We start from the raw sequence: 23,417 nt of genomic DNA, 5'->3' as shown, positions 1-23,417 counted from the left end.
TCATCAAAGCGCATTCCTCCCGACACTGACCCTACGGGTACAGTGCGGGGCTCCTGCGATTTCTAGCTGATCCCCGGGTGCTATGCCATCCAGCCAAGGGCGGGGATCCCAAGAAGTCCAGCATGCTTTCGTCCCATGTTGACCGGCCCAACCCCACCTCGGCGGCACCTGAACCCGCAACTGCAGCAGCAGGCAGGGCAGTAGAGACGGGAGACAAAGGCATTCCGAAGCTATGATGAACAGGGATGGCTCTGAGTTTCTACCTACATCTTTAACTGGGTCTGTTTTCAGGCTGTGCTGACTGCTTCTTCTGCCGGTTCTGCGGCTGAGGCCATTGCTCCTTTTGCTCCCCAAGTCTGGAGCTGGCGCGGACATGCCATTCGCTATGTGGTGCAGGGATCCGGACCCTCGCTGGTCTTGGTGCATGGATTTGGGGCTTCCATCGGCCATTGGCGGCACAACATCCCCGTGCTGGCTGCGGCAGGATACCGGGTCTATGCCCTGGATTTGCTGGGGTTTGGCGGCTCGGCCAAGCCTGCTCTCCCCTACACCTTGGATCTGTGGGCGGAGTTGCTGGTGGATTTTTGGCAGCAGCACATTCAGCAGCCTGCTGTGTTTATCGGCAATTCCATTGGTGCCTTGCTCAGCTTGATGATGGCCGCCCGGCATCCCCAGTTAACGGCAGGAGCAGTGTTGCTCAACTGCGCCGGGGGGTTGAACCATCGCTCCCATGAGCTCAGCCCGATTTTCCGCCTTTTCATGAGTGTTTTCACCGCTCTGGCGGCTTCTCCGGTGACGGGGCCGTTTTTGTTCGATCGGGTGCGGCAGCGGCAGCGTATTCGCGCAACTCTGGAGCAGGTGTACCGCAACCCCGCCGCCATTACGGATGAGCTGGTGGAGATTCTCTATGCCCCTTCCTGTGATGTGGGCGCTCAGCAGGTGTTTGCCTCTATTCTTACCGCTCCCCCCGGCCCGACTCCTGAAGCCCTATTGCCTCAGGTGCGCTGTCCGCTGTTGGTGCTCTGGGGAGAGGGGGACCCCTGGACGCCCATTCAACGGGGTCGCGGCTTTCAAAACCACGTGAAAGGGATCGACTACCAGTTCTTGCCCATTCCCAATACAGGCCATTGCCCCCACGACGAGCGCCCAGAGGTGGTCAACCCTCTGATTTTGAGCTGGCTGCCCAGAGCCTTTGCGGCAGTCTAGCCTTTTTTAGAGGTTCCTTTGCCGGAGAGGCCCAACCAACCTCGGATTTTGGCCATCCAGACTTGAAGGGGTGAAGGCTGGGGACGGATCGCCACCTGGATCGGCTCGTCTTGGAAGTCCTTGTCCTTGAGGCGAAACCCAAACTCCAGGTCATCTTTCACCTTGCCGAGACGGGGAAACAGCCTGACGGCTGCTTTTTTGAGTTCTTCCTCATTTTGGAAAATGGCCTGGTGAATGGCGCTGGAACGCCCCACTGCTAGGGATCCCACCGGCAGCCAAGGGTTGGGCTGGCCAGGCGCGGGCTGGCGACGGCGGGCAAAGATGTTGAACTCCGGCATCCCCTTGGCTTTCAGCTCGTCGTACCGTTTGGCGGCTTCCTTGCGCTTGGCAGTGTTGGAGCTGGCCGGTTTTTTCTCAGGCTTGGATTTGCGGAAACCCTTAGACTGACTCATACTTGGGCTGACGAGAGGGGGGATTTTTTGCAGCTTAGCGCAGATTGGATCCCCTTCTCTGCCGGGGATCCCTTGTCCTCATTGTCCGTAGCCGGCGTGCTATACTTGTTGAGCTTCGGCGGGCGGTTAAAGGGGCCTGTCAGTCGGGATGTAGCGCAGCTTGGTAGCGCACTTCGTTCGGGACGAAGGGGTCGCAGGTTCGAATCCTGTCATCCCGATGGCTTTAAAGTTCACTGAGCTCTCAACTTAATCTTGGGGGTTTAATTTTGGGGGTGTAGGTGACGCAGCCAGGCATTGACGTTGACCCGAATTCGCTGCCCAACCTGTAAGAGGCGGTGCAGGTTTTCGGCAGAAATGTCTCGGCAGTCTTCTTGGGGCCAAGCTGGGCAACGCGGGCCAATTTGACGCTCCAGCGCTGTCAGATAGAGCTCTTGCAGGCGATCCAAGTTGATGGGCAGGCGCAGGTCTGCAGCCAATTGCAGCCATTCTTCCAGGTTGTAGAGCTGTTCGCCGAAGGTCTCCGGCTCAAAAGCGTGGGCAAGGTGCCACATCCCCCGCTGTAGGAGCCGATCCAGAACCCGGGCTGCCTCTTCCCGCCGCAACTGACACCCCAACTGCTCGGCCTCGCGCACAATTGCCCGCAATTCCAGCAGGTGATCCCGCTTGCCCTCTTCCATTTCCATCGCCCGCAAACTGGTCAACAGGCGTTGGTTGAGGGTGATCTGAGCGGCAGCCAACAACTCTTCCGGGATCGGCAGGCCGTCGGCCCGAAAGGCCATCAAGACCCCGTAATTGTCCAGGTAGGTTTGGCGGTAGAGCTGGGCCAGGCGGTCTAGGGTATCTTGAGTGAGCCAGCGCATCATCTGCTGCCGATCTTCGTCGTCGAGGGCGTTTAAGTCGAAGGTTTCCGGCCCAAATAGGTCTTGCAGGGTCAGGATCATCTGTATCCGACTGTGGGATCCGGCCAGCAGCCGCGCTTTTATCTGCTCGTAGATGCGCCGCCCAGCAAACGGCTTGACGCCACATTGAAAGTCCCAGCCGCCGAGGTGGAGCACGGCGTAGATTAGATCGTGCTCTTCGCGGGTGGTGGGAAAGGTGAGCTTCACCCGCCCGATAGCCAGTGTCGACCCGCCTATCGTCAGGCGCTCTTGATCCACTTGATCCAGCACATATCCTTGGGAACGGGGGATCCCGTTAAACAGGGAAAACATGGCGTGCTGAGCCACCAGCCGTTGCGGGCTGATCAAGCTGGGGCGCACCAAGGCGCAATAGACCCCCTTGCCGTCTCTGTAGAGGTCGAGGTTGCTGGGGGCCTTGCTCAGGCGCTGCAAAAACTCCTCTTCTAGGTTGACATCCGCCACTGCTGCTGCCAACTGGATAGCCCGTGCCGCGTAACGCAGGATCTGCACCCCTTCAGGACGGGATAGCTCCTCGAAAAACCAGCCACAACTGGTGAACATCAACTGGCTGTAGCGCTGCATCTCCAACAGGCGCAGCACTTGCACCCGATCTTCGGCGGTGAGGCGGTGGCTTTGGTGCTCCTGCAAAAAGGCATCACAGCGCTCCCGATCCAAAATCACCTCGATGTAACGATCCCGCGCCAGCCAGGGATCCCGCAGGTAGGCTCTGGCCTCCGTCTCGTAGATCTCGGCCAGCTGATCCCGCAGCCAGTTGAGGGCCTCCCGCAGCGGTTGCCGCCAGCGTTGGTGCCACCCTCCCACCGCTCCGCAGCCACAGTCTCGCGACCACCGTCCTACCCCGTGGGCGCAGCTCCAGGCGGTGACCGGTTTCAGTTGCACCTCCCAAGTGGGGGGATGTTGGCTGAGAAAATGGCTGTAGTTGCCCACCTGCCAGCCCCGGCGGGGAAATTCCTCGCAAAAGGCATAGGCCAGCGTGCGTTCTACACCCCGCTTGTGGTGGCCAAAAGTCTCGCCATCGGTGGCACAGTTGATCAGATAGGCTTCCCCCTCTTTGTCCGGGCGCAGAGCGGAACGGATCCGCTCCGCCAGAGAGTGGGTGCTGTAGACGATATCCCCAAAGCCCAAGTCACGGGAAATGGGGCCATCGAAAAAGAAAATATCCAAGTACCCCTCCCGATCGGGGGTAAAGCAGCGGTAGGGCCGACGGGGATCGATCTGGCCTTGGCTAACGTCGATCCACTCCGTTTGTCCCAAGGGGCGAATGCGCTGCGCTTGGCTGGGGGCCAAAATGACGAAGCGGATCCCACATTCGACCAAGGCCGTGACCGTTGCTGCATCAATGGCGGTTTCGGCCAGCCACATGCCCTGGGGATGGCGCCCGAAGCGGTGTTGGAAATCGGCAATTCCCCAGCGGATCTGGGTGTACTTGTCTCGCTCGTTGGCCAGGGGCAGGATGACGTGGTTGTAGACTTGGGCAATGGCATTGCCATGACCCTCAAGCCGCTCAGCGCTGAGACGGTCGCCGGCCAAAATGCGTTGGTAAACTTCAATGTCATGCTCCTCTAGCCAAGAGAGGAGAGTAGGGCCGAAGTTAAAGCTCAAGAATTCATAGTTGTTGACAATGCGCACCACCCGTCCTTGGTCGTCCAGAACGCGGGCAAAGGCGTTGGGGCGGTAACATTCCGCCCAAATGCGCTCGTTCCAGTCGTGAAAGGGGCTGGCGCTCGGCTGTCGCTGAATGCGGTTGAGGCAGGGATCCTCTCGGGGCGGCTGATAGAAATGGCCGTGTAACACCACGTACGGCCGCGCAGAGGAAAGCTCAGCAGCACCTGCCGGAGAAGGAGCCGCTTGCATCGGCGGGTCGGAGACCAAATCGCTGTGCCCTGACTGTGCCGCTGGCCTATCGGAATTTTTGGAGCCACTCGGCATCATGAGATTACACTCCTTTTAGAGGCCTCCAACTGGGTTACAGGGGAAGGCAATGTTAACTTAAGTTCATATCCATACGTTACAGCGATCCCCGATCTGCAACGGTGAATGTAAAAGATTCAGTTGGAAATTTGACAGGGAACAAACATCGGTCAGTAATCTTTGCGTTTTCCTCACAACAGAAGGGATCCCGGGACTTAGCGGGTGGGGGCCGATCTGCCGGTGGCCATTTCCCACGCCGAACAACCCGTTTGAGGTCAGGCCCCCATTGGAATCCCGGTGGATCCCCAGCTCGAACTCACATTCCGGTCCAGTGCCACCAGGCCCAGCCCAGCCCCACCAGCAGCGCCGTTATCCCATAGAGGGATCCCACCACCTGCACCTCCGACCAGCCCCCCAGCTCCAGATGGTGGTGCAAGGGCGACATGCGCAACAGCCGTCTGCCTGTGCCGGTTTTGCGTTTGGTGTATTGGAAGTAGCCCACCTGCAGCATCACCGACAGCGCCTCTGCCACCAGCACTCCCCCCATCAGGGCCAAGGCCCAGAGCTGATCCCCCAGCAGCGCCAACCCGGCCAGAGCGCCCCCCAACCCCAGGGATCCGGTATCGCCCATGAACAGCCGCGCCCGGTGGTGGTTGTGAACCAGGAACCCCAAGCAGGCACCGCTCAGGGTGAAAGCCAACACCGATAGCTCTGGATCCCTGTGAAGGAGCCCCAGCCCAATCAGCAGGATGGCCACCACCCCTGCCGCCAAGCCGTCCATACCATCGGTGAGGTTTACGGCATTATTGGTGCCCACCAACACAAACAGGGCCAAGGGCCAGAACAGCCAGCCCAGAGAGAGGGTGCCTATCCCCGGCAAGGTCAGACTGGTCGGGATCCCCTGCCAGGCCAGGTAGACACAAAACCCAAGGGCAACTCCCACCTGGAGCAACAGCTTGTGTTGGGGAGACAACCCCTTGTTGGATTGCTGTCGGATCACCAGCCAATCGTCCAGCCAGCCGACAAAGCTGTAGGCCAGCGTGAGCAGCGCGACGGCCAGCCAATGGGGATCCCAGCCGTTCGCGTAAGCGGGCCGTAGGCCTTTCCAGATCCCGGCCACCAGTAGCCCCACGGGCAAAAAGCTGATCCCGCCCATGGTGGGTGTGCCTGCTTTTTTCTGGTGGGATTGGGGCCCCTCCTGGCGGATCACTTGCCCCGCCTTCCAGCGCCGCAACCCGGGGATGAGCAGGGATCCCAGCAGGGCCGAACCCAACGCGCTCAACCCAAAAGGAACGACCACCTGGGGGCGGATCCCAATCACAAGGGCCGAGAGGGCTAAACCCAGCCCCAGCGAGAGCGCCATCCCGCCCCACTCTGTTTCTTCCACCTCCAGATCGGGAAGGGTATCCGCATCCACCCTTTCTGAACCCCTCACACCCTCAACCTCTAGACTTCAGAAAACTCCGGCAGGCAGAGCCCAAGAAAACTCTATCCTGCCAGAGCTCAGAGGCGAAAGTTAGTTGAGTGGGGATCCCTTCAATAGGGCCACTTCCAGTTGCGCACCTCCGGCAGATCTTCCCCGTGTTTGCAGATGTACTGCTTGTGCTCCACCAGCTTGTCCCGGATAAGCTGCTGGACGTGATCCCGCCGGTACTTGAAGCGATCCACCCGCTCCAAGACGTCGTTGGCCAAGTTAAAGCGATCCACCTGGTTGAGAACGCACATGTCGAAGGGGGTGGTGGTGGTGCCTTCCTCCTTGTAGCCGCGCACGTGCAGGTTGTGGTGGTTGGGACGGCGGTAGGTGAGGCGGTGGATGAGCCAAGGATAGCCGTGGAAGGCAAACACGATGGGCTTGTCGGGGGTGAAGATACTGACAAACTCCTTGTCGCTAATGCCGTGGGGGTGTTCGCTGGGCGGCTGCAGCTTCATCAAGTTCACCACATTCACCACCCGGATCTTGATCTCCGGCAGGTGCTGCCGCAAAAAGTCCACCGCCGCCAGGGTTTCCATCGTCGGCACATCGCCGCAGCAGGCCATGACCACATCCGGCTCTGAACCCTGATCGTTGCTGGCCCATTCCCAGATGCCCAAGCCCTGGGTGCAGTGCTTGATGGCCGCATCCATATCCAGGTACTGCAGGGCCGGCTGTTTGCCTGCCACGATCACGTTCACGTAGTGGCGACTGCGCAGACAGTGGTCGGCCACCGAGAGCAAAGTATTGGTATCCGGGGGCAGGTAGACGCGGATGATTTCGGCCTTTTTGTTGACCACGTGATCCAAAAAGCCGGGATCCTGGTGGCTGAAGCCGTTGTGATCCTGCCGCCACACATGGGAAGTCAGCAGGTAGTTGAGGGAAGGAATGGGCCGCCGCCAAGGAATGTGCCGGGTGGTTTTCAGCCACTTGGCGTGTTGGTTGAACATCGAGTCCACCAGGTGGATGAAGGCTTCGTAACAGGAAAAGAACCCGTGTCGCCCGGTCAACAGGTAGCCTTCTAGCCAGCCCTGACAGACGTGCTCGCTGAGGATCTCCATCACCCGTCCATCGGGGGAGAGGTGCTCGTCGCAATCGTAGATAGGAGCTACCCAGGTGCGGTCGCTGGCCTCAAACACAGCATCCAAGCGGTTGGAAGCCGTCTCGTCGGGGCCAAAGAGGCGGAAGTTGTGGGGGTTGAGCTTCATCACATCCCGCAGAAATTGCCCCAGAACTCGGGTGGCTTCGGCTTCGGTGGTGCCGGGGCGGGGGACAGGCACGGCGTAGCGACGGAAATCCGGCATTTTCAGCTCCCGCGTCAGCAGGCCGCCGTTGGCGTGGGGCAAAGCCCCCATGCGTTTTTCCCCTTTGGGGGCCAGCTCTTGCAGCTCCGGCAGCAGACGGCCATTTTCATCGAAGAGTTCTTCCGGCTTGTAGCTGCGCATCCAGTCCTCCAGAGCCTTGAGGTGCTCCGGTTTTTTGGCCAGATCCGCCAGGGGCACTTGGTGGGAGCGCCAGAAATCTTCCACCTTTTTGCCGTCCACCTCTTTGGGGCCGGTCCAGCCTTTGGGGGTGCGCAGGATGATCATCGGCCATTGGGGACGAGTGGGATCCCCTTTGCTGCGGGCATGCTGCTGGATTTCTTGGATCTCGTGGATCACCGTGTCCAAAGTGGCGGCCATCAACTGGTGCATCTCTGCCGGCTCGCAGCCTTCTACGAAGTAGGGTTTGTAGCCGTAGCCCACAAACAGATTTTGCAGCTCGTCACGGCTGAGGCGGGCCAAAACGGTGGGATTGGCGATCTTGTAGCCGTTCAGGTGCAGAATCGGCAGCACTGCTCCGTCGTGGATGGGGTTGAGGAACTTGTTGGAATGCCAGGAAGCGGCCAAGGGGCCGGTTTCCGCTTCTCCATCCCCCACCACACAGGCCACCAGCAGATCGGGGTTGTCGAAGGCCGCCCCAAAGGCATGGGCTAGGGCATAGCCCAGTTCTCCCCCCTCGTGGATGGAGCCGGGGGTTTCCGGGGCTACATGGCTGGGCACGCCGCCGGGGAAGGAGAATTGCTTGAAGAGCTTGCGCATGCCTTCGGCGTCTTGGCCGATGTTGGGATACACCTCGCTGTAGGTGCCTTCCAAGTAGGTGTTGGCCACCAGAGCAGGGCCACCGTGGCCGGGGCCGGTGATGTAGAGGATGTTGAGGTTTTCCCGTTTGATGATGCGGTTGAGATGCACGTAGATGAAGTTCAACCCGGGTGTGGTGCCCCAGTGCCCCAGCAGGCGCGGCTTCACGTGTTCCAGTTTCAGGGGTTCTCGCAGCAGCGGGTTGTCCATCAAATAGATTTGCCCGACCGACAGATAGTTGGCGGCCCGCCAGTAGGCATCCATTTTGCGAAGCTCGTCGGCGGTGAGCGGTTTTGTCGAGAGCTGTTCTGCCAGAACCATAGCTGTACCCCATAGGTATCTCTACTCCTATGGTGATCCGGGTTTGCCCAATTGCCGGGGGATCTTGGGATTCCTTTGGATTTGGCTCATTGGGTGAGCGGTAGGCACCTGTTACCACCACCAGGGCTTGATCGGGGTGCCGTCGGGAAAGATCAGGCCGGCAATCCGGGATCCGCTGTGCTTTAACCCTTCGATCTGAGCTCCTTCCAGGTTGGCTTGGGTTAGGTTGGCCCCGCTGACATCGGCCCGCCGCAGGTTAGCCCCCTGAAACTGGGCCTGACGCAGCTCGGCGCCGCTGAGATTGGCCCCTTCCAGGTCGGCATTTTGCAAGTTGGCCCCCCGCAAGTCCGCTCGCTGTAGGTTGGCTCCCCCCAAATCTGCTCCCTCTAGGTTGGATCCACGCAGATCGGCCCGGTTCAGATCCGCTCCCCTCAGCCGGATCTGACAGAGCACCAGTTCCCGCAGATCGGCTTTGCTCAGGTCTTGGCCGGAGAAATCTTGCCCCTGTCCCCCCCAGTTTTGCAACTGCCAAATGTGGCGCACCCGTTCTTCTAGGTGGGTCTCTTCCGAAAGCCGGGATCCCCGCAGGCTGGTGCCGCTGACCTTGGCCCCTCTGAGGTCGGATCCCCGCAGATCGGCTCCTTCGAGGACGGCGCCGCTTAGCTTGGCCTCTTGCAAATTGGCCTGGCGCAGATCCGCCCGGCGCAGGTGGGCGCCGTTGAAGTTGCAAAGGCGCAGGTTGGCCTTTCTCAAATTGGCTTCGTAGAGGTTAACGCCCCCTAGCCGCGCCTCTTGCAGATCCACTCCCTCCAGGTCGGCGTAGGCAAAGTTCCGCTCCCCCCGCCGATAGGCCACGATCACCCCTTGCGCTCCCCCCACCGGGCGAAAGGGGCTGTAGGTGCAACAGGCCTGTTCTGCCTCCGGCTGGCCTAGCTGAGACAACAGCCGCCAAGCTTCCAGCCGCACCGCCCAAGAGCTGTTGCCAGCGAGGGCTGCAATGAGTTCGGCCAGGCCCGCCGACCCGTACTGCAGCAACTGGGGCAGGGTGGCCAAGCGCACGGCTTCATCGCTGTGGGTGAGTCGTCTCCGCGCCCCCTCGATACCTCCCAACACCAAGGCGTGGGCAGGGGCGCTCCCGGTTGCCGTTTGCCCCCCCAACACCAGATCCCAAGGTTGGGGCCGGGATCCCTGGCCAGTTCTGACAGCCGGCTGAGGCTTACCTACCATGGGCAGATCCCGATGAACCTGGCTTATAGCCAACGCCCCACCACCACGCGGATGGTGCCATCCTCCAGCACTTCTTCGGCCTCGATGGTATAGCCCTGCTCACGGGCTGAGCGCAGCAAACTTTTGTGGGCGTAGCGCTGCAAAATCGGCTCCAGGAAGGTCTTGGGATCGATGCCCGCCCCCCACAGATCGGCCACCAGCTCGTAGTGATCCCCGTTGCGACGAAACCCGATGTCGAAGCCATTCTTTTGCCGGATCACCAAGTCGGCACGGGTGCGGTTCCAGAGATAGCCCCGCAGGCTGGCATTCCGCTGCACAGCGTAGCCCAATTCCTTCAGAGTCTCTTCCAGGAGATCGGCGTCTTTGATTTGCACTTGCAGGGTGGTGAAGTGAGACATGGCCCTTCCAATCCTTTGACCGATGGAGACCGGATCCTCACTATAAAGCGCCCTTGGGGTGGTGGAAGAAATGTAAACCATCCTGCGGTGGGTCGAGCGAGCGGAACGCAGCTCCCCCTTTCTCCCGCAGGAGTGCAACACACCTGGGCCTGGAGGGTCGCTGGGCTGGCCTGACCTGCCTTCTTATGTAGGCGCGCGCTGCGGCATTCGCGATAGCGGTACGGAGCACCAAGGCTGAGGCATCCGCGCCTAGCGTGTTCGGTGATACAGAAATCTTAGATCTGCATCTAGTGTCCAAAGTCGAGTATTGGCGATAACTTCCACTAGGTTTAGAGGCAGAAGCAAAAACCCGTCCCACAGGGATCCGTCCTCATCTGTTTCCGGCTGAGGTTGTCGGCGATGACGTGCCAAATTCACCTCAAGGCATTCCAAAAACCTGCTGATGAACCTTTCTATTCCCTGCCGAGCAAGCCCTTCCGATAGTTCTGCAAACAGAAATATCCATTTCTAGTTCTAACAAAATGAGTGAAAAAATTTGCTTTCTTAGCTTATGAGCAATCTGATTTGGCATCAAAAACTTGTTGATTTTTTAGAACAATCTTTCGTAACTTTCCTAAGCCTTAAATCCAGGCTTATGAAATGGTTAATTTCTCGGCCACCCTTTTAGTAGAGTTTTTAATCAACAAAATGGGCAGCTAGACGCTCCTAATAGAGTCTAGTGAGCCAGACTCAATAAATTTAGTGAGTCAAACACCGAGTTCTGGATTAGATTTTTCGAAGTCAAAGCCTTTACGAAAAGGCTTTTGCGCTGGTATGAATAAGGTGCTGTTTGCAGAAAGGTCAGCTTCACACACAGGAAGACGGCTTGATGCAACAACAAGAGAAGTGGCGATTCTGACAGGACATGAATTTATGGTGTGGGGTTTGATATGTCGGAAAGTCTTGACTTGCAAGATGCGGTGGGGCGTTTCTTGAAGACGATTGGGCGCTACTCGTTGCTCACCGCTGAAGAAGAGCTCCGCCTGGCTCACCAGGTGCAGCGGATGGTGGCGCTCCTAGAACAGCGGCAGCCCCACGAGTCGGTGGAAGATTGGAGCCGGCGGTTGGGGATCCCTTTAGCAGAGCTGCAGCAGATCCTGCGGCAGGGGGAAGCAGCCAAGAAACGAATGGTGGAGTGTAACCTCCGCTTGGTGGTGTCGATTGCCAAGCGCTATCGCAATCGAGGCTTGCCGTTTCTGGATCTGATTCAGGAAGGCACCATCGGCCTCACCCGCGCCGTGGAAAAGTTCGATCCCACCCGTGGCTACAAGTTCTCCACCTATGCCACTTGGTGGATCCGGCAAAGCGTGAACCGGGGCATCCAAAACAAGGGGCGGATGATCCGTCTACCGGCCCACATGTACGAAAAGGTCTCCCAGGTGAAGCGGCGCTACCGCGAGTTATCTGCCGAAAGGGGATCCCGTCCCCAAGCGGAAGAAGTTTTTGATTCTCTGGATATTGGCGATAACTACCGGGAGCTGATCACCCGCCACATGGCAGAGATGCGTTCCTTGAATGTGGGGGTAGGGGATGAAGACGGCACCGAGCTGCAGCACTTCATCCCAGATGAAGACAACGACCCTGTTGAACACCTAACCCAGCTTGCCCGTCGAGAGGAAGTCCGCGCGCTGGTGGGCCAACTGAGTGAACGAGAACGACAGGTGATCGTGGCTCGCTATGGGCTGGATGGATCGAGGGGCCTAACGCTGCGGGAAATTGGGGAGCACATCGGCCTTTCGCGAGAGCGAGTCCGACAAATTGAGCGGCGGGCCTTGCGGAAATTGCGGCGGCTGCAACAGGAATACTCCACGCCCAAAGCTGCCAAACCCTGGGTTAACGGGAACCTGTAACCGTTTGCGTCAGCGGTGCGCAGCACTGTAGAAAGGTTTTTTCACCACTTCGGCAGGCTGGCGCTGTCCCCGAATTTCAATTTCCAGCCGGGATCCCACCTTGGCCCAAGCCGGAGCGACATAGCCCAAGCCGATGCCGTAGCCCAAACTGGGAGAATGGGTGCCGCTGGTTACCCGTCCGATCGGCTCAGGGGAGTTGGGAGCGTAGATGGCATAGCCGCTGCGGGGGATGGCCGGATGCAGCATGCGAAACCCCACCAGGTGGCGAGGGATCCCTTGCTGCCGTTGGCTTTCGATGGCGGGCTTGCCGATGTAGTCCCCTGGGTTGTTCACCAACCAGCCCAAGCCGGCTTCTAAGGGAGTGGTGCTCTCGTCCATGTCCTGCCCGTAAAGATGGAAGGCAGCCTCCAGGCGCAGGGTATCGCGGCAGCCCAGCCCACAGGGTTGTACGCCGGCCTGAATTAGTTGCTCCCAAAGGCGGATGCCGTCTTCGGGGCTGAGCATAACTTCAAAGCCATCTTCTCCTGTGTAGCCGGTGCGGGCCACAAAGATAGTCTCTCCCGAGGTTCCCGCTGCTGTGGCAAACCGACCGTGCTGAAACCGGCGCAAAGCCTTCAGGGATCCCTCCAAAAAGGGCTGGAGAACCTGTTCGGCTGCCGGCCCCTGCACCGCCAACAAGACCCGAGTGTCGGAGTGATCCTGAAGGTTGACTCCGGGGATCCCTTGGAAGTGGTGGTTGAGCCAATCCCAATCCTTCTGCCGGGTAGCTGCATTGACGATCACGCTCCAGTGCTCCAGCTCACCCTCCGGTGGATGCCGGTAGAAGATGACATCATCCAAAATGCCCCCCAGTGGATTGAGCAGGACGGTGTAGCGACCGGATCCCACAGGAACGGCGCTCAGATCGCTGGGAACCAGACGGCTGAGGTGGGATCCCAGCTCCGGCCCCCAGAGGGTGAACTTGCCCATGTGGGAAATGTCGAATGTCCCCACCCTCTCCCGCACTGCCCGATGTTCTGCTATCACTCCCCGATACTGCAGCGGCATTTCCCAGCCGGCAAAAGAGACAAATCGCGCCCCCAAAGCTTGATGAAGGGAGAACAAGGGGGTGCGTTGCAGAGGCGTTTGGCTCATCAAGGGATCCTCAGCGGTCTAAAGACTAAAAGGTCAAAGACTAAAATAAGTGCAGCATCGCCCATTTCTCGGAGCTTGTGCCATGCGCCTTCTCCACACTATGATCCGCGTCGGCAACCTGGAGCGCTCCCTGCGGTTTTACCGAAAAAACGCCGTAAAGCCCTGCCCTTGAGGGCAGGGATGTAAGGCGCAGACCGTTTTATCCCTTCAGGAACGCTGTTCGCGGTAGCGGTGCGTAGCACTTTAAAATAGCAATATGTTGGTCAGAGAAGCCAAGCTGCTCAACGGCACAGCAGAGCAGTACCAAGCTCTGGATGAAGCCATTCGCACTGCGCAGTTTGTGCAAAACAAGTGTCTACGGTACTGGATGGATAACCGGGGCGCGACCAAAGCGGTTCTGTATTCCCTCTGCAAGGACTTGGCCAAAGAGTTCCCCTTCGCCCGCCAGCTCAATTCTGCCGCCCGTCAAGCTAGTGCCGAAAGAGCTTGGTCTGCCCTCTCCAACTTCTACCGCCGTTGCAAGAACAAAGAGCCAAGGAAAGGCTATCCGCAGTTCAAGAAGAACTGTCGGTCGGTCGAGTACAAGCTGTCCGGCTGGAAGCTGTCTCCTGACGGCATGTCCATCACGTTCACCGACGGCTTCAACGCAGGAACATTTGCCCTGTACTGCAATGGTGAGGCAAGACACCATATCCTGAACTCCAAAATCAATCGGGTGCGGGTGATACGCAGGGCAGATGGGTACTATGCCCAGTTCTGCTTGGATGTGGAGCGCAAGGAGCAGGGAGAATACACAGGCAATGTTATTGGCATTGACTTGGGCTGGAAGGCTTTCTACACCGACCAGAACGGCAACTCTGTAGAGTGTCCAAAGTTTCTCAGACGCAGCGAAAGGAGGTTGAAGCAGCACCAGCGCAGATTAAGTCGGAAGTTCAGGAAAGGGGCAAAATCCCAATCCCAGAACTACCACCAACAAAGAAAACGACTAGGCAAAGTACACCTGAAGGTCCAGCGCCAGCGTAGAGACTGGGCAATCAAGCAGGCCCGGTGCGTGGTGGCATCTCACGATGTTGTGGCGTATGAAGACTTGCAGGTGAAGAACCTAGTCAAGAATCACCACCTAGCCAAATCCATTCATGATGCTAGTTGGTCCCTATTCACCCAGTGGCTAGACTACTACGGCAAGGTGTGGGATAAAGCGGTGGTAGCTGTACCGCCGCAGTACACCACGCAGGATTGCAGTAACTGCGGGCATAGGGTCGTGAAAACCCTATCCACAAGAACTCACGTCTGTCCTACCTAAGTGTGGGTTTGAGCTGGACAGGGACCAGAACGCAGCTCTGAACATCCTGAAGCGGGGGCTGCACATGCTTGGGATGGAATGGAACGGTACCTTGGGGCACAAGGGAACCGCCCCGCGCGTAGCGCTTGGGGGAACGACTGGGGAGATAAGCACCGCTGCTTTTGAGGGGCAACCGGATGAAGTAAGTGCTGTCGCAGAACCAGTAACAAGAATCCCCTGCCTTTAGGCAGGGGGGTATGTCAACCTCGCCTTCGTGGGCTATGGAGAGGAATCGGAAACGGCGGTGATCGAGCTAACCCACAACTGGGGCACCGACCACTACGACCTGGGCAACGGCTACGGGCACATCGCCATTGGGGTTGAGGATATCTACAGCACCTGCGAGGTCATCAAGGCGCGGGGCGGCAAGGTGGTGCGCGAGCCCGGCCCTATGAAGCACGGCAGCACGGTAATTGCCTTTGTGGAAGATCCCGATGGCTACAAAATTGAGCTGATCCAGATGGGATCTCTGCAGGAAGAAGAGGCCGCTCTCGAGAAAACGGCTGCCGCCACTGCCTAGACCCGGCCAACTTGGGATCCCCAACCTCAGTTGGCAGATCCCCCTACAGTCAACTGGCCCAGCACGTTGATATCAAAGGTGAAATTAATTGTCACCGAGTTGCCCTCGTAAGCCTCAGGCAGCGGCAGGAAGGGAGCTGCCCTCTGGATAGCCGTCAGCGCTGCATCGTCTGTTTGTTGGCTGCCGGACGTGCGCCCCAGGCGAATGCTCTGCAGATCGCCAGCTCGACCCACTGTAAAGATCACCACTGTGCGGCGCGAGGTACCGGTCTGCCCAGGTATCCAATTTTGCTCCACTTTCCGTTGCAAAGCGGCCAGCCAGGGGCCCCAATCCACATTGGCCCGCGCTGCCACACTGGGGGGATTGGGAGCGGATTGGGTGGGGTTGGCCAATCCACTGGCTCCACTGCCCTGGATCCCGGCTCCATTGCTGGGAGCAGAGGCACTGACCGGAGGCCCCAACTGGGAAGAGTCAGAGGGCCGCTGGGCGGGAAGAACCTCTGTCACCGGTTGCGGAGCGGGCGGAACGGGAGCCAATTGGCTGGGATCCGAAACCCGCTCGCTTGGCTGTATGGGCAAGGGCTCCGCAGTCGGCGGGGGAGTGGGCCTTGGGGAGGGAGCAGCCGCCACAGGCGGTGGAGTTTGGGTCGGAGTAGGTCTGGGGACAGGCGTGGGAGGGGGCGGTGCCGCAGTCGGGGTCGCGGTGGGCTGAGGGGGAGCGGGGGTTGGGGTAGGCGTGGGCTTGGGTGGAGGGGTTGGAGTTGGGGTTGCCAGGGCAACTGCAGCCGGGGCAGGTGGTGGTGGAACAGGGGCAGGCGGTGGCGGTGGTTGGGGTCTTGGCGGCGGCGGCGGAGGGGCCTCCTGGGGAGGGGCGGCCTGAGATTGAGGTGGACTGCCTTGAGACGGAGGGGCTTCTACCCGCTCACCCCCATCGCGGGAATCAACTTCTGAAACCAGATCTGCTTCCTCTGGGGGCTGCAGATCTTCTGGATCCAGAAGGATAAACTCAATGGCTTCTTGTTCTGGCTCGCGAGTGAGCCAAAGCCGCCCCAAGTGGAGCAATCCCAGCAGCACCAGCACGTGCAGCAGCAGCGACAGCGCCACCATCCAAAAAAAGTTGCGAGATTCATCCTCGCGGCGGCGCTGCTCAATCCAGATGCTGGTCATAGCCAAGATTGCCCTTTCCTTTCTTCAACGCTCTCAACACACCGAGTTGTCTGTTGCAGACTGGGCCACGGGGGTAACACCCCAGCTAGTGTTATAGCATCCGAGCAGTTGGCACTCCTGCGCAAAGGCGTATAGTCTATCTCGGGCTCGGGAAGGGATCCCACCTTGCAGCAGCTCTAAGATCGCCTACCTTGAAAAGAGCGGGGATCCCATTAGCCGGGGAAAAGCCCCACAGCTCGGGGTGCTGGCTCTGATGTTGGCTGGTGGGGCACTTTTGGTGGCTTTTTAGGAGCGACGTTATGGAACCCATCCGCTTTCATCTGGCCTTTCCAGTTGCCGATATTGCCTTGGCCAAGGCCTACTACGGCGATGGCTTGGGCTGTGAGATCGGTCGAGAAACCTCTGCTGCCGTTATTTTTAACCTGTACGGCCATCAACTGGTGGCCCACCTCACCCACGAAGAGCTGACGCCCCAGCGGGGCATCTACCCTCGTCATTTTGGCCTGATCTTCCCCACCCAAGCGGATTGGCAGGCGCTGGCCAACCGTGCCTTGGCGCGGGCCTTGCCCTTTTATCAGGAGCCGCGTTGGCGCTTTGTTGACACCCCCTTGGAACACGGCACCTTCTTTTTGCAGGATCCCTTCCATAACCTGCTGGAGTTTAAGTACTACCGCAACGCTTCCGCCATTTTCGGGGAGCGGGAATTGGCCTTGGTCGGGGACAGTGCTTCCCACCGCTCGCGCGAACGATCCCCGGCCCGCTCAAGTGGCATGTAGTGCAAACAGGAGGAACCTTTGGCCACTCAACCCCTGCGTTCTGGCCCTGCGCGCGGCCCTATCTGGCAGATGGATTTCAACGCCGTCCCCCTGCGGGATGAGCAGAACCGAAGGGTTTGGGAGCTGTTGGTATGCGATCCCACCGGCCGGTTTCGCCAAGCGCAGTATTGCAGTAACCAAGAGGTGAATAGCACCTGGGTGGCACGACAGTTGCGGAGCTACCTCGAAGCGGCTCCCCAGCCTCCCTCGGCCATTCGTGTGTTTCGAGCCCGCATGAGTTCCATCCTGCAACGGGCCTGCGATGCGGTTGGGATCCCGATGCTGCCCAGTCGTCGCGTTTACACCCTCAAAGCTTGGATGCGAGAACGGGCAGAGCAGGTTTACCCTCAAGAGACTCAGTTTACCTACAGCCCCGAACCTCCTGTGGATCCGGATCCGCCGGATCCCATCCGTCTGCCGGACAAGTTGCAGGGAGAACGCTGGGCCTTCGTGACCTTGCGAGCTGAGGATCTGCGGGAAGCCGACGCCTGGCCGATAGAATTTGGCGAGCTTTTTCCGGTTGCCTGGGACACTTTGACGCCCGACACATTGGCACCAGTGGTGCGGAGCACCCTCATTCCCGGCTTGGTGATTACCTCGCAGCGGGCTTTGCCGATGGCAGCCTGGATGAGCGGTATGGAACCCGCCTACTTGAGTGTGGCAGACGGACGGCTACTGCTCGAGGCGGGCCTCAACGATTGTTATCTGTTTGCACAATTGAGAGATGAAACACTGCGAACAGAGGCAGAAGTCTTTGCCCAGCGCCAGCAGCAGGCCCAGGGGCTCCACTTTCTTGCCATTCAAACCGATCTCAGGGCCCAGTCTTTCGCCGGCTTCTGGCTGATGCAACATCCGCTGTAAGTAGCAGCCGTTACAGCCTGTTTGTAAATTACAGTCATTTCAAACTAGATTGAGACACTCCCCAAACGCTCCGCGCCGCTGCCGCGACCACCCCCAGCTCCTCTCCCAGAGGGAGAGGGGAGTTAGAGACCAATGCGACAGAAATGTTTCATTACCTGTTTAAAAAATGACTACACTACTTGAAATGACTGCGTTTTCGATTCAAACTAGGGCCCTGCATCCGCACCCAAAACCTTGAATGCGCAGGGCCAGAAGGCTTTTCAAGGACTCCGTCCCGCTGGCGCGATCAGTGGCCTAGGCGTCTCACCCTAACTTGAAACCACCATATCGCCAAAGTCGCCAAAGAGAGAAGGGATCCTCACTAGGAAAACACAGCCTCCAGCGCCTGCAAGGTCTTTTTCACCTTGGCCTGGGCTGCCTCCACCTCGGGTTGGTCATAGGCTTTGGCGGCAAAGTCTAGTTGTTCTAAGCTGCGGCCCATCTCCTTAGCCAGGCGCAGCACTTCCCGCTTTTGTTTATCTGGCAGGGTAGCCGCCAGGCCGGTCAAGGTCTTACGAGTGAGTCCCATCGGCCCGTGGATGTAGGAGCGGATCTCCAACCAGTCCTCCGCCTCCACCAGGCTTTGCAGCCGCTCTACCTGTTGCTCCAGTTGTTGCAGCTCTCGGGGCAGGCCAGCAGCCGCTTGCACAGAAAGGGATCCCAGCCACAGCCCCAATGTCAGGATGGCAACCAGCAACACACTCCGCCAGCGACAGATCATCACATACCTCCCACATGCCTGCAACAGGCTTGACTTCTTGGCCATGATTGCCATCAGCTTTTTGGCAATCATTTGGTAATCAAATGAATAGTTTACCCGCTGGCTGCACCTCAGCCCCTTGGCTGCCTCTCGAAGAGCACAGCAAATCGGTTAGGCTAGGGATGTAAAAGAATGTAAATGGCACTCTCATGCAACGCATCATCCTCATGACCGGCAAGGGTGGAGTCGGCAAAACCTCGATGGCGGCGGCGACCGGCTGGCGTTGTGCCGAGATTGGCCTGAAAACTTTGGTGCTGAGCACAGATCCGGCCCACTCTTTGGCCGATAGCTTCGATCAGCCCTTGGGCCATGAGCCGGTCGAGGTCAAACCTAACCTTTGGGGGGCGGAGCTGGACGCCCTCAACGAACTGGAGCTGAATTGGGGATCCGTCAAAACCTACATTACCCAGGTGTTGCAGGCGCGAGGGCTAGATGGGGTGCAGGCACAGGAGCTGGCGATTTTGCCAGGGATGGATGAGATCTTTGCCCTAGTGCGGGTGAATCGCCATTACGACGAAGGCAAGTTCGATGTGTTGATCATCGACTCGGCCCCTACAGGCACGGCCCTGCGCCTCTTGAGCCTGCCGGATGTTTCTGGCTGGTACATGCGCAGGTTCTACAAACCCCTGCAGGGGCTGGCGCAAATGCTGCGTCCTATTGCCGAGCCGATTGTGAAGGGGCTGACCGGGATCCCGCTGCCGAATGACCAGGTGCTGGATGCTCCTTATGAGTTCTATCAGAAGATTGAGCGGCTGGAGCGCATCCTCACCAACAACCGCATCACCTCAGTGCGGCTGGTCACTAACCCCGAAAAGATGGTGATCAAAGAATCGCTGCGGGCCCACGCCTACCTCAGCCTTTACGGGGTGGCCACCGATTTGGTGATTGCCAACCGCATCTTGCCCGATGGAGTGGTGGATCCCTACTTTGCCGCCTGGAAGGCAGCCCAACAGAAATATCGCCAGGAAATCCACGAAAACTTTGCCCCCCTGCCGGTCTTCGAGATCCCTCTGTACTCCGAGGAGTTGGTGGGATGGGACGCCCTAGCCCGCCTGAAAAAAGACCTCTGGGGGGATCGCAACCCGGCGGACGTGCTCTATGCCGAGCAAACCCTGAATGTGGTAACCGACAACGGCCAGTACCGGCTGGATCTTTACTTGCCCGGGATCCCGAAAGAGCAGGTGGAATTGACCAAAACCGGGGATGAGCTGAACATCCGCATCGGCAACCACCGCCGCAACTTGGTTCTGCCCCAGACTTTAGCGGCCATGACCCCGGCCCGCGCCAAGATGGAAGAAGACTACCTGCGCATTCATTTTGCTGCTTGAGGCTGTAGCTGCTCTTGGTTGCGTCAGTGTTGAACGGCAACGGGGCAGCGTCAGCGCCAGATGGCACAATGAGGGTGTTCCCTACTTCTAAAGATGGATCGCCGAGGATCCCTTCTCAGAAGAGGATGAGATCATGCTGTTGCTTCGTATCTTCCTGGTGGCTCTGCTCATCGCTTTGACAGGTTGGTTTTCCCCTCCCGCCAGCGCCCTGCTCAACGACGACCGTTACGATGGCAACATCTTTGCCCTCTACGGGGCCAATGGCGGCATGATCCCCCCCCGCGTTTCCTTGAAGCAGGCGAAAGAGCAAGGGATCCCGGCCCTCCTCGTGTATTACATCGATGACAGTAGCGATTGCAAAAAATACGCCGCCACCATTGCCAACCTGCAGGTTCGCTACGGGCTGGGGGTCTATTTCATCCCCTATTCCGTCGATTCCCTCCTGCCCGGCGACGAGCGCGGCCAATACTACACCGGACAAGTGCCTCAAACCCTCCTCTTCGACCCAGAGGGAAATATCGTCTATCAATCCGTCGGCAACCGCCCCATCACCGAGGTGGAAAACGCTATTCGCGACCTCTTCAAGTTGGATCCCGTTCCCCCAGGGCTGATCAAAGCCAAACCTTTCAACGAGATCCAAACCGGATTTGCCGGATCCCGTTCTCCCCAAGCCTACCCCCCCACAAAAGCCCAGCCGTGACGGCCAATCCCGATCCCTTTGATCCTCTCGAGGCTCTGCAGGAAAAACTCCAGAGTCTCCAGGCTCGTCTTGCCGACCTCAGAGAATTGGAGCGCATAGCCCAGCTTTCCCCTGAACAATGGGCCGAAATCCAAGCTGAAGCCAGTCAACTGGAGCAACGCCTGCAGGCTTATGTGCTAGAGGTGTTTAATCCTGTCCCCGCTACCTTTTGGCAGGTGGTACGCTTCGGCGGCCTTGGCCTGCTGCTGGGCATTGCCCTGCAGCGCTGGGTGCTGAGCTAGCCAGCACACCCCTTAAGATAAAAAAGCTCTTGGATCCCGGAGCCCTTGCCCATGCGCATGCGACGCCCTAGACCATTTAGTCTTGACCGCAAGACTTCGCGCTTTCTGCCTCTGCTGGGCCTGCTTTTGGCGCTGCTGACCCTCCTGCCCCGTTGTCTGCTGGTTGTCCAACCCGGCTACGAAGCCGTCATCTTCAACCGCCTCACGGGAGTGGAAATGACTCCCCGCCGCGAGGGGATCCATCTGCTGATTCCGGTGCTGCAGTTCCCCACCCTTTACGATGTGCGCACCCAAACCTACAACATGACCAGCCGAAGTGAAGAGCGCAGCGTCAAAGCCGACGATACCCTCACCGCTCTCACTGCCGATGGGCAACGGGTGGATCTGGATGTTTCGGTGCGCTATCGCCTGGATCCGGATCGGGTTCCCGAAATCCATCGCAATGTAGGCCCCGATTACCTGAACAAAATTATTCGCCCCGCCTCCCAAGCCGTGGTGCGCAATGTTATCGCCCGCTATTCGGCCATTGGCGTTTATTCTGAGCAACGAGCTGAAATCCAAGAACAAATTGCCGCTGAGCTCTCTCGCCTAATGCAGCCAGAAGGGCTGGTGCTGCAGAGCTTGCTCTTGCGCAATGTGGAATTTTCCAAAGAGTTTCAGTCGGCCATCGAAGCCAAACAAATTGCCGAGCAAGAGAAGCAAAGAGAAGTGTTTCGCGTAGAGCAGGCTCAACTCATCAAACAACGAATGATTGTCAAAGCCAGCGGTGAGGCCCAAGCCATCGCCCTCAAAGGGGAAGCGCTGCGCAGCAACCCGAACGTCATCCAGCTCGAGTATGTCCGCAACTTGCCCGACGACATCCAAGCCATCGTCAGCGAGCAAAGCACCATCCTCAATCTGGGGGACTTTCTCAACAAGTAATCGATTCGAGAGTCCCAAGTTAGGATTGGATCCATCCAGTTCAGGTGCATCCACTCCAAGCCCGTTCTCAACAGACCATCAGCCCCAGCCCCTCTCCCAGAGAAGTGTTGCTGCTGTGCCCCTTAATTTCTTGATGGGCCGTAATTCTCGGCCTTTGCATTCATTTTGCATTCATAGAGAACCCAGCACTCTCCGGTACTCCGGGGGCCAAATACCGGGCCCGACACTCAACTGGCAAGCTGACGTAGGAGCCTGGGGAGTTGACTGGGGCATCCACTCTCCGGAGCATCTGTATCAGACTAAACAGAAGGAGGCTGCCAGGATATCTAGGCTTTGTACAATTGCTCACAAAGCCCTGGGTTGATGGGAGAAAACCCTTCCCTTTCCCGGAGCAGCTCAGTGTAAAGCCTGATGCTCTTTTTTCTCTGATGGGATTACTGTAGAAGTGTTGCAACTGGAATTGTGCGGTGACCGGCTCCTCCTGTGCCCAACTCGCCAAACTCGAGATGCCCAAGATGCCCGTGACAGTTGGGATCCCTGTCACACCTTTTGCGGATCAGGCTGAGGCTGGTCACCTTTTGGTCGTGGATGATCAGCCCAACAGCCGCCTGCTGCTGGGGGATCTGCTGGAGAGCATTGGCTACCGGGTCAGCGAGGCCGAAAGCGGCAATCAAGCCCTGCAAATGTTGAAAACCTTCCAGCCGGATCTGATCTTGCTGGATGTCATGATGCCGGGGTTAGATGGGTTCGAGGTCTGTCGACGCATCAAAGCGAATGATGAGACACGCTTGATCCCGGTGGTATTGGTTACAGCGGCCAGCGATCGCAAAAATCGCGTGCGCGGTATTGAAGCTGGGGCAGATGATTTCTTGAGCAAGCCCTTTGACGAGTCGGAATTGTTGGCGCGGGTGCGTTCCCTCGTTCGCCAAAAGCACCTCAATGAAGACTTGGATCATGCTGCCCAGGTTTTGTTCGCCATTGCCCGCAGTGTGGAAAGCCGGGATCCCACCACCGGGGATCACTGTGAGCGCCTGGCACAAATGGCCAAGAGCTTCGGCGAGTTTTTACATCTGCCCCGTCCCCTGATCAAGGTGCTGATGTGGGGAGGTTACCTGCACGACATCGGCAAAGTGGGCATACCCGATGCCATCTTGGGTAAAACAGGCAAGCATACCCCGGAAGAGTGGGAGGTGATGAAATCCCATGTCTTGATCGGGGAGCAAATCTGCCGCCCACTACGCACCATGAAAGAGGTGTTGCCCCTCATCCGTCACCACCACGAGCGTTGGGATGGCAGCGGTTATCCCGACGGCCTCAAGGGGGAAGAGATCCCTCTGGTGGCCCGTATCTTCCAGATCATCGACATCTACGACGCCCTCACCTCGGAGCGACCTTACAAGCGAGCTTTCACTGCTCAAGAGGCTATAGACATTTTGCGGGAAGAAACAGCCAGAGGATGGCGGGATCCCCAGTTGGTGGAGTATTTCTTTGAGTTTCTGCGATCGCGGGCGCTGGATTTGGAGTAGGCTGGATAGGGCTTGCTTGTAGTGTACCAGCAGGATAGAGTCTGATACATTTACGCTGAACACTGCTGAACATCACTGTTCAACTATGCAGCGATAGCATTCTGTTTGT

Annotated in this window: 19 protein-coding genes, 1 tRNA gene and 1 pseudogene; 12 read left to right on the top strand and 9 right to left on the bottom strand. The window is 58.4% G+C overall.

Annotated elements, in window-relative coordinates; translation table 11 throughout:
* The first annotated feature begins 294 nt into the window (after positions 1-294).
* Positions 295-1,206, top strand: coding sequence for an alpha/beta fold hydrolase (locus tag NW840_RS04875; protein WP_414342712.1), 912 nt, complete (start codon positions 295-297; stop codon positions 1,204-1,206).
* Here the strand turns inward: NW840_RS04875 and NW840_RS04870 are convergent.
* Positions 1,203-1,658, bottom strand: a complete 456-nt coding sequence (locus NW840_RS04870) for an HHL1-like protein (RefSeq protein ID WP_011432778.1) — start codon at positions 1,656-1,658, stop codon at positions 1,203-1,205. The genes NW840_RS04875 and NW840_RS04870 overlap by 4 nt on opposite strands.
* Before the next feature lie 144 nt (positions 1,659-1,802).
* On the opposite strand from NW840_RS04870, the gene NW840_RS04865 reads away from it, so the two are divergent.
* Positions 1,803-1,876 (top strand) — tRNA-Pro (locus tag NW840_RS04865).
* A gap of 42 nt (positions 1,877-1,918) precedes the next feature.
* On the opposite strand, the gene NW840_RS04860 is transcribed toward NW840_RS04865, so the two are convergent.
* The 5 genes from NW840_RS04860 to NW840_RS04840 all read right to left on the bottom strand — a co-directional run bounded on the left by NW840_RS04860 (position 1,919) and on the right by NW840_RS04840 (position 10,026).
* A complete protein-coding gene (locus NW840_RS04860) occupies positions 1,919-4,510 on the bottom strand; it encodes a DUF3536 domain-containing protein (RefSeq protein WP_414329859.1) in 2,592 nt (863 codons plus the stop codon).
* A 295-nt stretch (positions 4,511-4,805) separates the two neighbouring features.
* On the bottom strand, positions 4,806-5,852 hold the full coding sequence (gene mraY, locus NW840_RS04855) for a phospho-N-acetylmuramoyl-pentapeptide-transferase (protein WP_414342713.1): 1,047 nt from the start codon (positions 5,850-5,852) through the stop codon (positions 4,806-4,808).
* 173 nt (positions 5,853-6,025) lie between these two features.
* Positions 6,026-8,401, bottom strand: coding sequence for a phosphoketolase (locus NW840_RS04850; RefSeq protein WP_414329861.1), 2,376 nt, complete (start codon positions 8,399-8,401; stop codon positions 6,026-6,028).
* Positions 8,402-8,512: 111 nt separating this feature from the next.
* Positions 8,513-9,628 carry a pentapeptide repeat-containing protein gene (locus tag NW840_RS04845; protein ID WP_414342711.1) on the bottom strand — a complete coding sequence of 372 codons (1,116 nt, stop codon included), beginning with the start codon at positions 9,626-9,628 and terminating at the stop codon, positions 8,513-8,515.
* A 23-nt stretch (positions 9,629-9,651) separates the two neighbouring features.
* Positions 9,652-10,026 carry a DUF1257 domain-containing protein gene (locus NW840_RS04840; RefSeq protein ID WP_011432773.1) on the bottom strand — a complete coding sequence of 125 codons (375 nt, stop codon included), beginning with the start codon at positions 10,024-10,026 and terminating at the stop codon, positions 9,652-9,654.
* A gap of 929 nt (positions 10,027-10,955) precedes the next feature.
* Between NW840_RS04840 and NW840_RS04835 the strand changes: the two genes are divergently transcribed.
* Complete coding sequence (locus tag NW840_RS04835) at positions 10,956-11,915, top strand: sigma-70 family RNA polymerase sigma factor (RefSeq protein ID WP_414342710.1); 960 nt, start codon at positions 10,956-10,958, stop codon at positions 11,913-11,915.
* A 9-nt stretch (positions 11,916-11,924) separates the two neighbouring features.
* On the opposite strand, the gene gcvT is transcribed toward NW840_RS04835, so the two are convergent.
* Positions 11,925-13,049, bottom strand: coding sequence for a glycine cleavage system aminomethyltransferase GcvT (gene gcvT / locus NW840_RS04830; protein ID WP_414342709.1), 1,125 nt, complete (start codon positions 13,047-13,049; stop codon positions 11,925-11,927).
* Positions 13,050-13,308: 259 nt separating this feature from the next.
* Between gcvT and NW840_RS04825 the strand changes: the two genes are divergently transcribed.
* Positions 13,309-14,352, top strand: a complete 1,044-nt coding sequence (locus NW840_RS04825; protein ID WP_414342708.1) for an RNA-guided endonuclease InsQ/TnpB family protein — start codon at positions 13,309-13,311, stop codon at positions 14,350-14,352.
* A gap of 232 nt (positions 14,353-14,584) precedes the next feature.
* Positions 14,585-14,911 (top strand): annotated as a pseudogene (locus NW840_RS04820) (VOC family protein); the annotation flags it as partial.
* A gap of 26 nt (positions 14,912-14,937) precedes the next feature.
* Here the strand turns inward: NW840_RS04820 and NW840_RS04815 are convergent.
* The gene (locus NW840_RS04815; RefSeq protein WP_414342707.1) at positions 14,938-16,077 is read right to left on the bottom strand and encodes an energy transducer TonB; all 1,140 of its coding nucleotides are present in this window, start codon (positions 16,075-16,077) and stop codon (positions 14,938-14,940) included.
* Positions 16,078-16,376: 299 nt separating this feature from the next.
* Here NW840_RS04815 and NW840_RS04810 point away from each other — a divergent pair, with 299 nt between their 5' ends.
* A complete protein-coding gene (locus tag NW840_RS04810) occupies positions 16,377-16,853 on the top strand; it encodes a VOC family protein (protein ID WP_414342706.1) in 477 nt (158 codons plus the stop codon).
* Between the two features lie 18 nt (positions 16,854-16,871).
* Positions 16,872-17,753 carry a Tab2/Atab2 family RNA-binding protein gene (locus NW840_RS04805; RefSeq protein ID WP_011432767.1) on the top strand — a complete coding sequence of 294 codons (882 nt, stop codon included), beginning with the start codon at positions 16,872-16,874 and terminating at the stop codon, positions 17,751-17,753.
* A 361-nt stretch (positions 17,754-18,114) separates the two neighbouring features.
* Here the strand turns inward: NW840_RS04805 and psbQ are convergent, their stop codons facing one another.
* Positions 18,115-18,585 (bottom strand): photosystem II protein PsbQ, encoded by a 471-nt coding sequence (psbQ, locus tag NW840_RS04800; protein ID WP_414342705.1) that lies wholly within the window; start codon positions 18,583-18,585, stop codon positions 18,115-18,117.
* Between the two features lie 116 nt (positions 18,586-18,701).
* On the opposite strand from psbQ, the gene NW840_RS04795 reads away from it, so the two are divergent.
* The 5 genes from NW840_RS04795 (at position 18,702) to NW840_RS04775 (ending at position 23,308) form a co-directional block, all read left to right on the top strand.
* Positions 18,702-19,880 (top strand): TRC40/GET3/ArsA family transport-energizing ATPase, encoded by a 1,179-nt coding sequence (locus NW840_RS04795; RefSeq protein ID WP_414332153.1) that lies wholly within the window; start codon positions 18,702-18,704, stop codon positions 19,878-19,880.
* Between the two features lie 133 nt (positions 19,881-20,013).
* Positions 20,014-20,580, top strand: a complete 567-nt coding sequence (locus tag NW840_RS04790; protein WP_414342703.1) for a thylakoid membrane photosystem I accumulation factor — start codon at positions 20,014-20,016, stop codon at positions 20,578-20,580.
* Entirely contained in the window at positions 20,577-20,861 is a 285-nt protein-coding gene (locus NW840_RS04785; RefSeq protein ID WP_041436379.1) for a hypothetical protein, read from the top strand. Before NW840_RS04790 ends, NW840_RS04785 begins: the two co-directional genes overlap by 4 nt.
* A 51-nt stretch (positions 20,862-20,912) precedes the next feature.
* On the top strand, positions 20,913-21,782 hold the full coding sequence (locus NW840_RS04780; RefSeq protein WP_414342701.1) for a prohibitin family protein: 870 nt from the start codon (positions 20,913-20,915) through the stop codon (positions 21,780-21,782).
* 515 nt (positions 21,783-22,297) lie between these two features.
* The gene (locus NW840_RS04775; protein ID WP_414342700.1) at positions 22,298-23,308 is read left to right on the top strand and encodes an HD domain-containing phosphohydrolase; all 1,011 of its coding nucleotides are present in this window, start codon (positions 22,298-22,300) and stop codon (positions 23,306-23,308) included.
* The last annotated feature ends 109 nt before the right edge of the window (positions 23,309-23,417 follow it).

The organism is Synechococcus sp. R5-13, from assembly GCF_047462015.1.
Taxonomy (GTDB): Bacteria; Cyanobacteriota; Cyanobacteriia; order Thermostichales; family Thermostichaceae; genus Thermostichus.
This window is presented reverse-complemented; position numbering and strand designations above follow the sequence as displayed.

Excerpts from the sequence above, each read along its gene's own strand:
- NW840_RS04870 (WP_011432778.1), bottom strand. The coding sequence starts at position 1,658 with ATGAGTCAGTCTAAGGGTTTCCGCAAATCCAAGCCTGAGAAAAAACCG.
- NW840_RS04860 (WP_414329859.1), bottom strand. The coding sequence starts at position 4,510 with ATGATGCCGAGTGGCTCCAAAAATTCCGATAGGCCAGCGGCACAGTCA.
- mraY (WP_414342713.1), bottom strand. The coding sequence starts at position 5,852 with ATGGCGCTCTCGCTGGGGCTGGGTTTAGCCCTCTCGGCCCTTGTGATT.
- NW840_RS04850 (WP_414329861.1), bottom strand. The coding sequence starts at position 8,401 with ATGGTTCTGGCAGAACAGCTCTCGACAAAACCGCTCACCGCCGACGAG.
- NW840_RS04845 (WP_414342711.1), bottom strand. The coding sequence starts at position 9,628 with ATGGTAGGTAAGCCTCAGCCGGCTGTCAGAACTGGCCAGGGATCCCGG.
- NW840_RS04840 (WP_011432773.1), bottom strand. The coding sequence starts at position 10,026 with ATGTCTCACTTCACCACCCTGCAAGTGCAAATCAAAGACGCCGATCTC.
- NW840_RS04835 (WP_414342710.1), top strand. The coding sequence starts at position 10,956 with ATGTCGGAAAGTCTTGACTTGCAAGATGCGGTGGGGCGTTTCTTGAAG.
- gcvT (WP_414342709.1), bottom strand. The coding sequence starts at position 13,049 with ATGAGCCAAACGCCTCTGCAACGCACCCCCTTGTTCTCCCTTCATCAA.
- NW840_RS04815 (WP_414342707.1), bottom strand. The coding sequence starts at position 16,077 with ATGACCAGCATCTGGATTGAGCAGCGCCGCCGCGAGGATGAATCTCGC.
- NW840_RS04810 (WP_414342706.1), top strand. The coding sequence starts at position 16,377 with ATGGAACCCATCCGCTTTCATCTGGCCTTTCCAGTTGCCGATATTGCC.
- psbQ (WP_414342705.1), bottom strand. The coding sequence starts at position 18,585 with ATGATTGCCAAAAAGCTGATGGCAATCATGGCCAAGAAGTCAAGCCTG.
- NW840_RS04795 (WP_414332153.1), top strand. The coding sequence starts at position 18,702 with ATGCAACGCATCATCCTCATGACCGGCAAGGGTGGAGTCGGCAAAACC.
- NW840_RS04790 (WP_414342703.1), top strand. The coding sequence starts at position 20,014 with ATGCTGTTGCTTCGTATCTTCCTGGTGGCTCTGCTCATCGCTTTGACA.
- NW840_RS04780 (WP_414342701.1), top strand. The coding sequence starts at position 20,913 with ATGCGCATGCGACGCCCTAGACCATTTAGTCTTGACCGCAAGACTTCG.
- NW840_RS04775 (WP_414342700.1), top strand. The coding sequence starts at position 22,298 with ATGCCCGTGACAGTTGGGATCCCTGTCACACCTTTTGCGGATCAGGCT.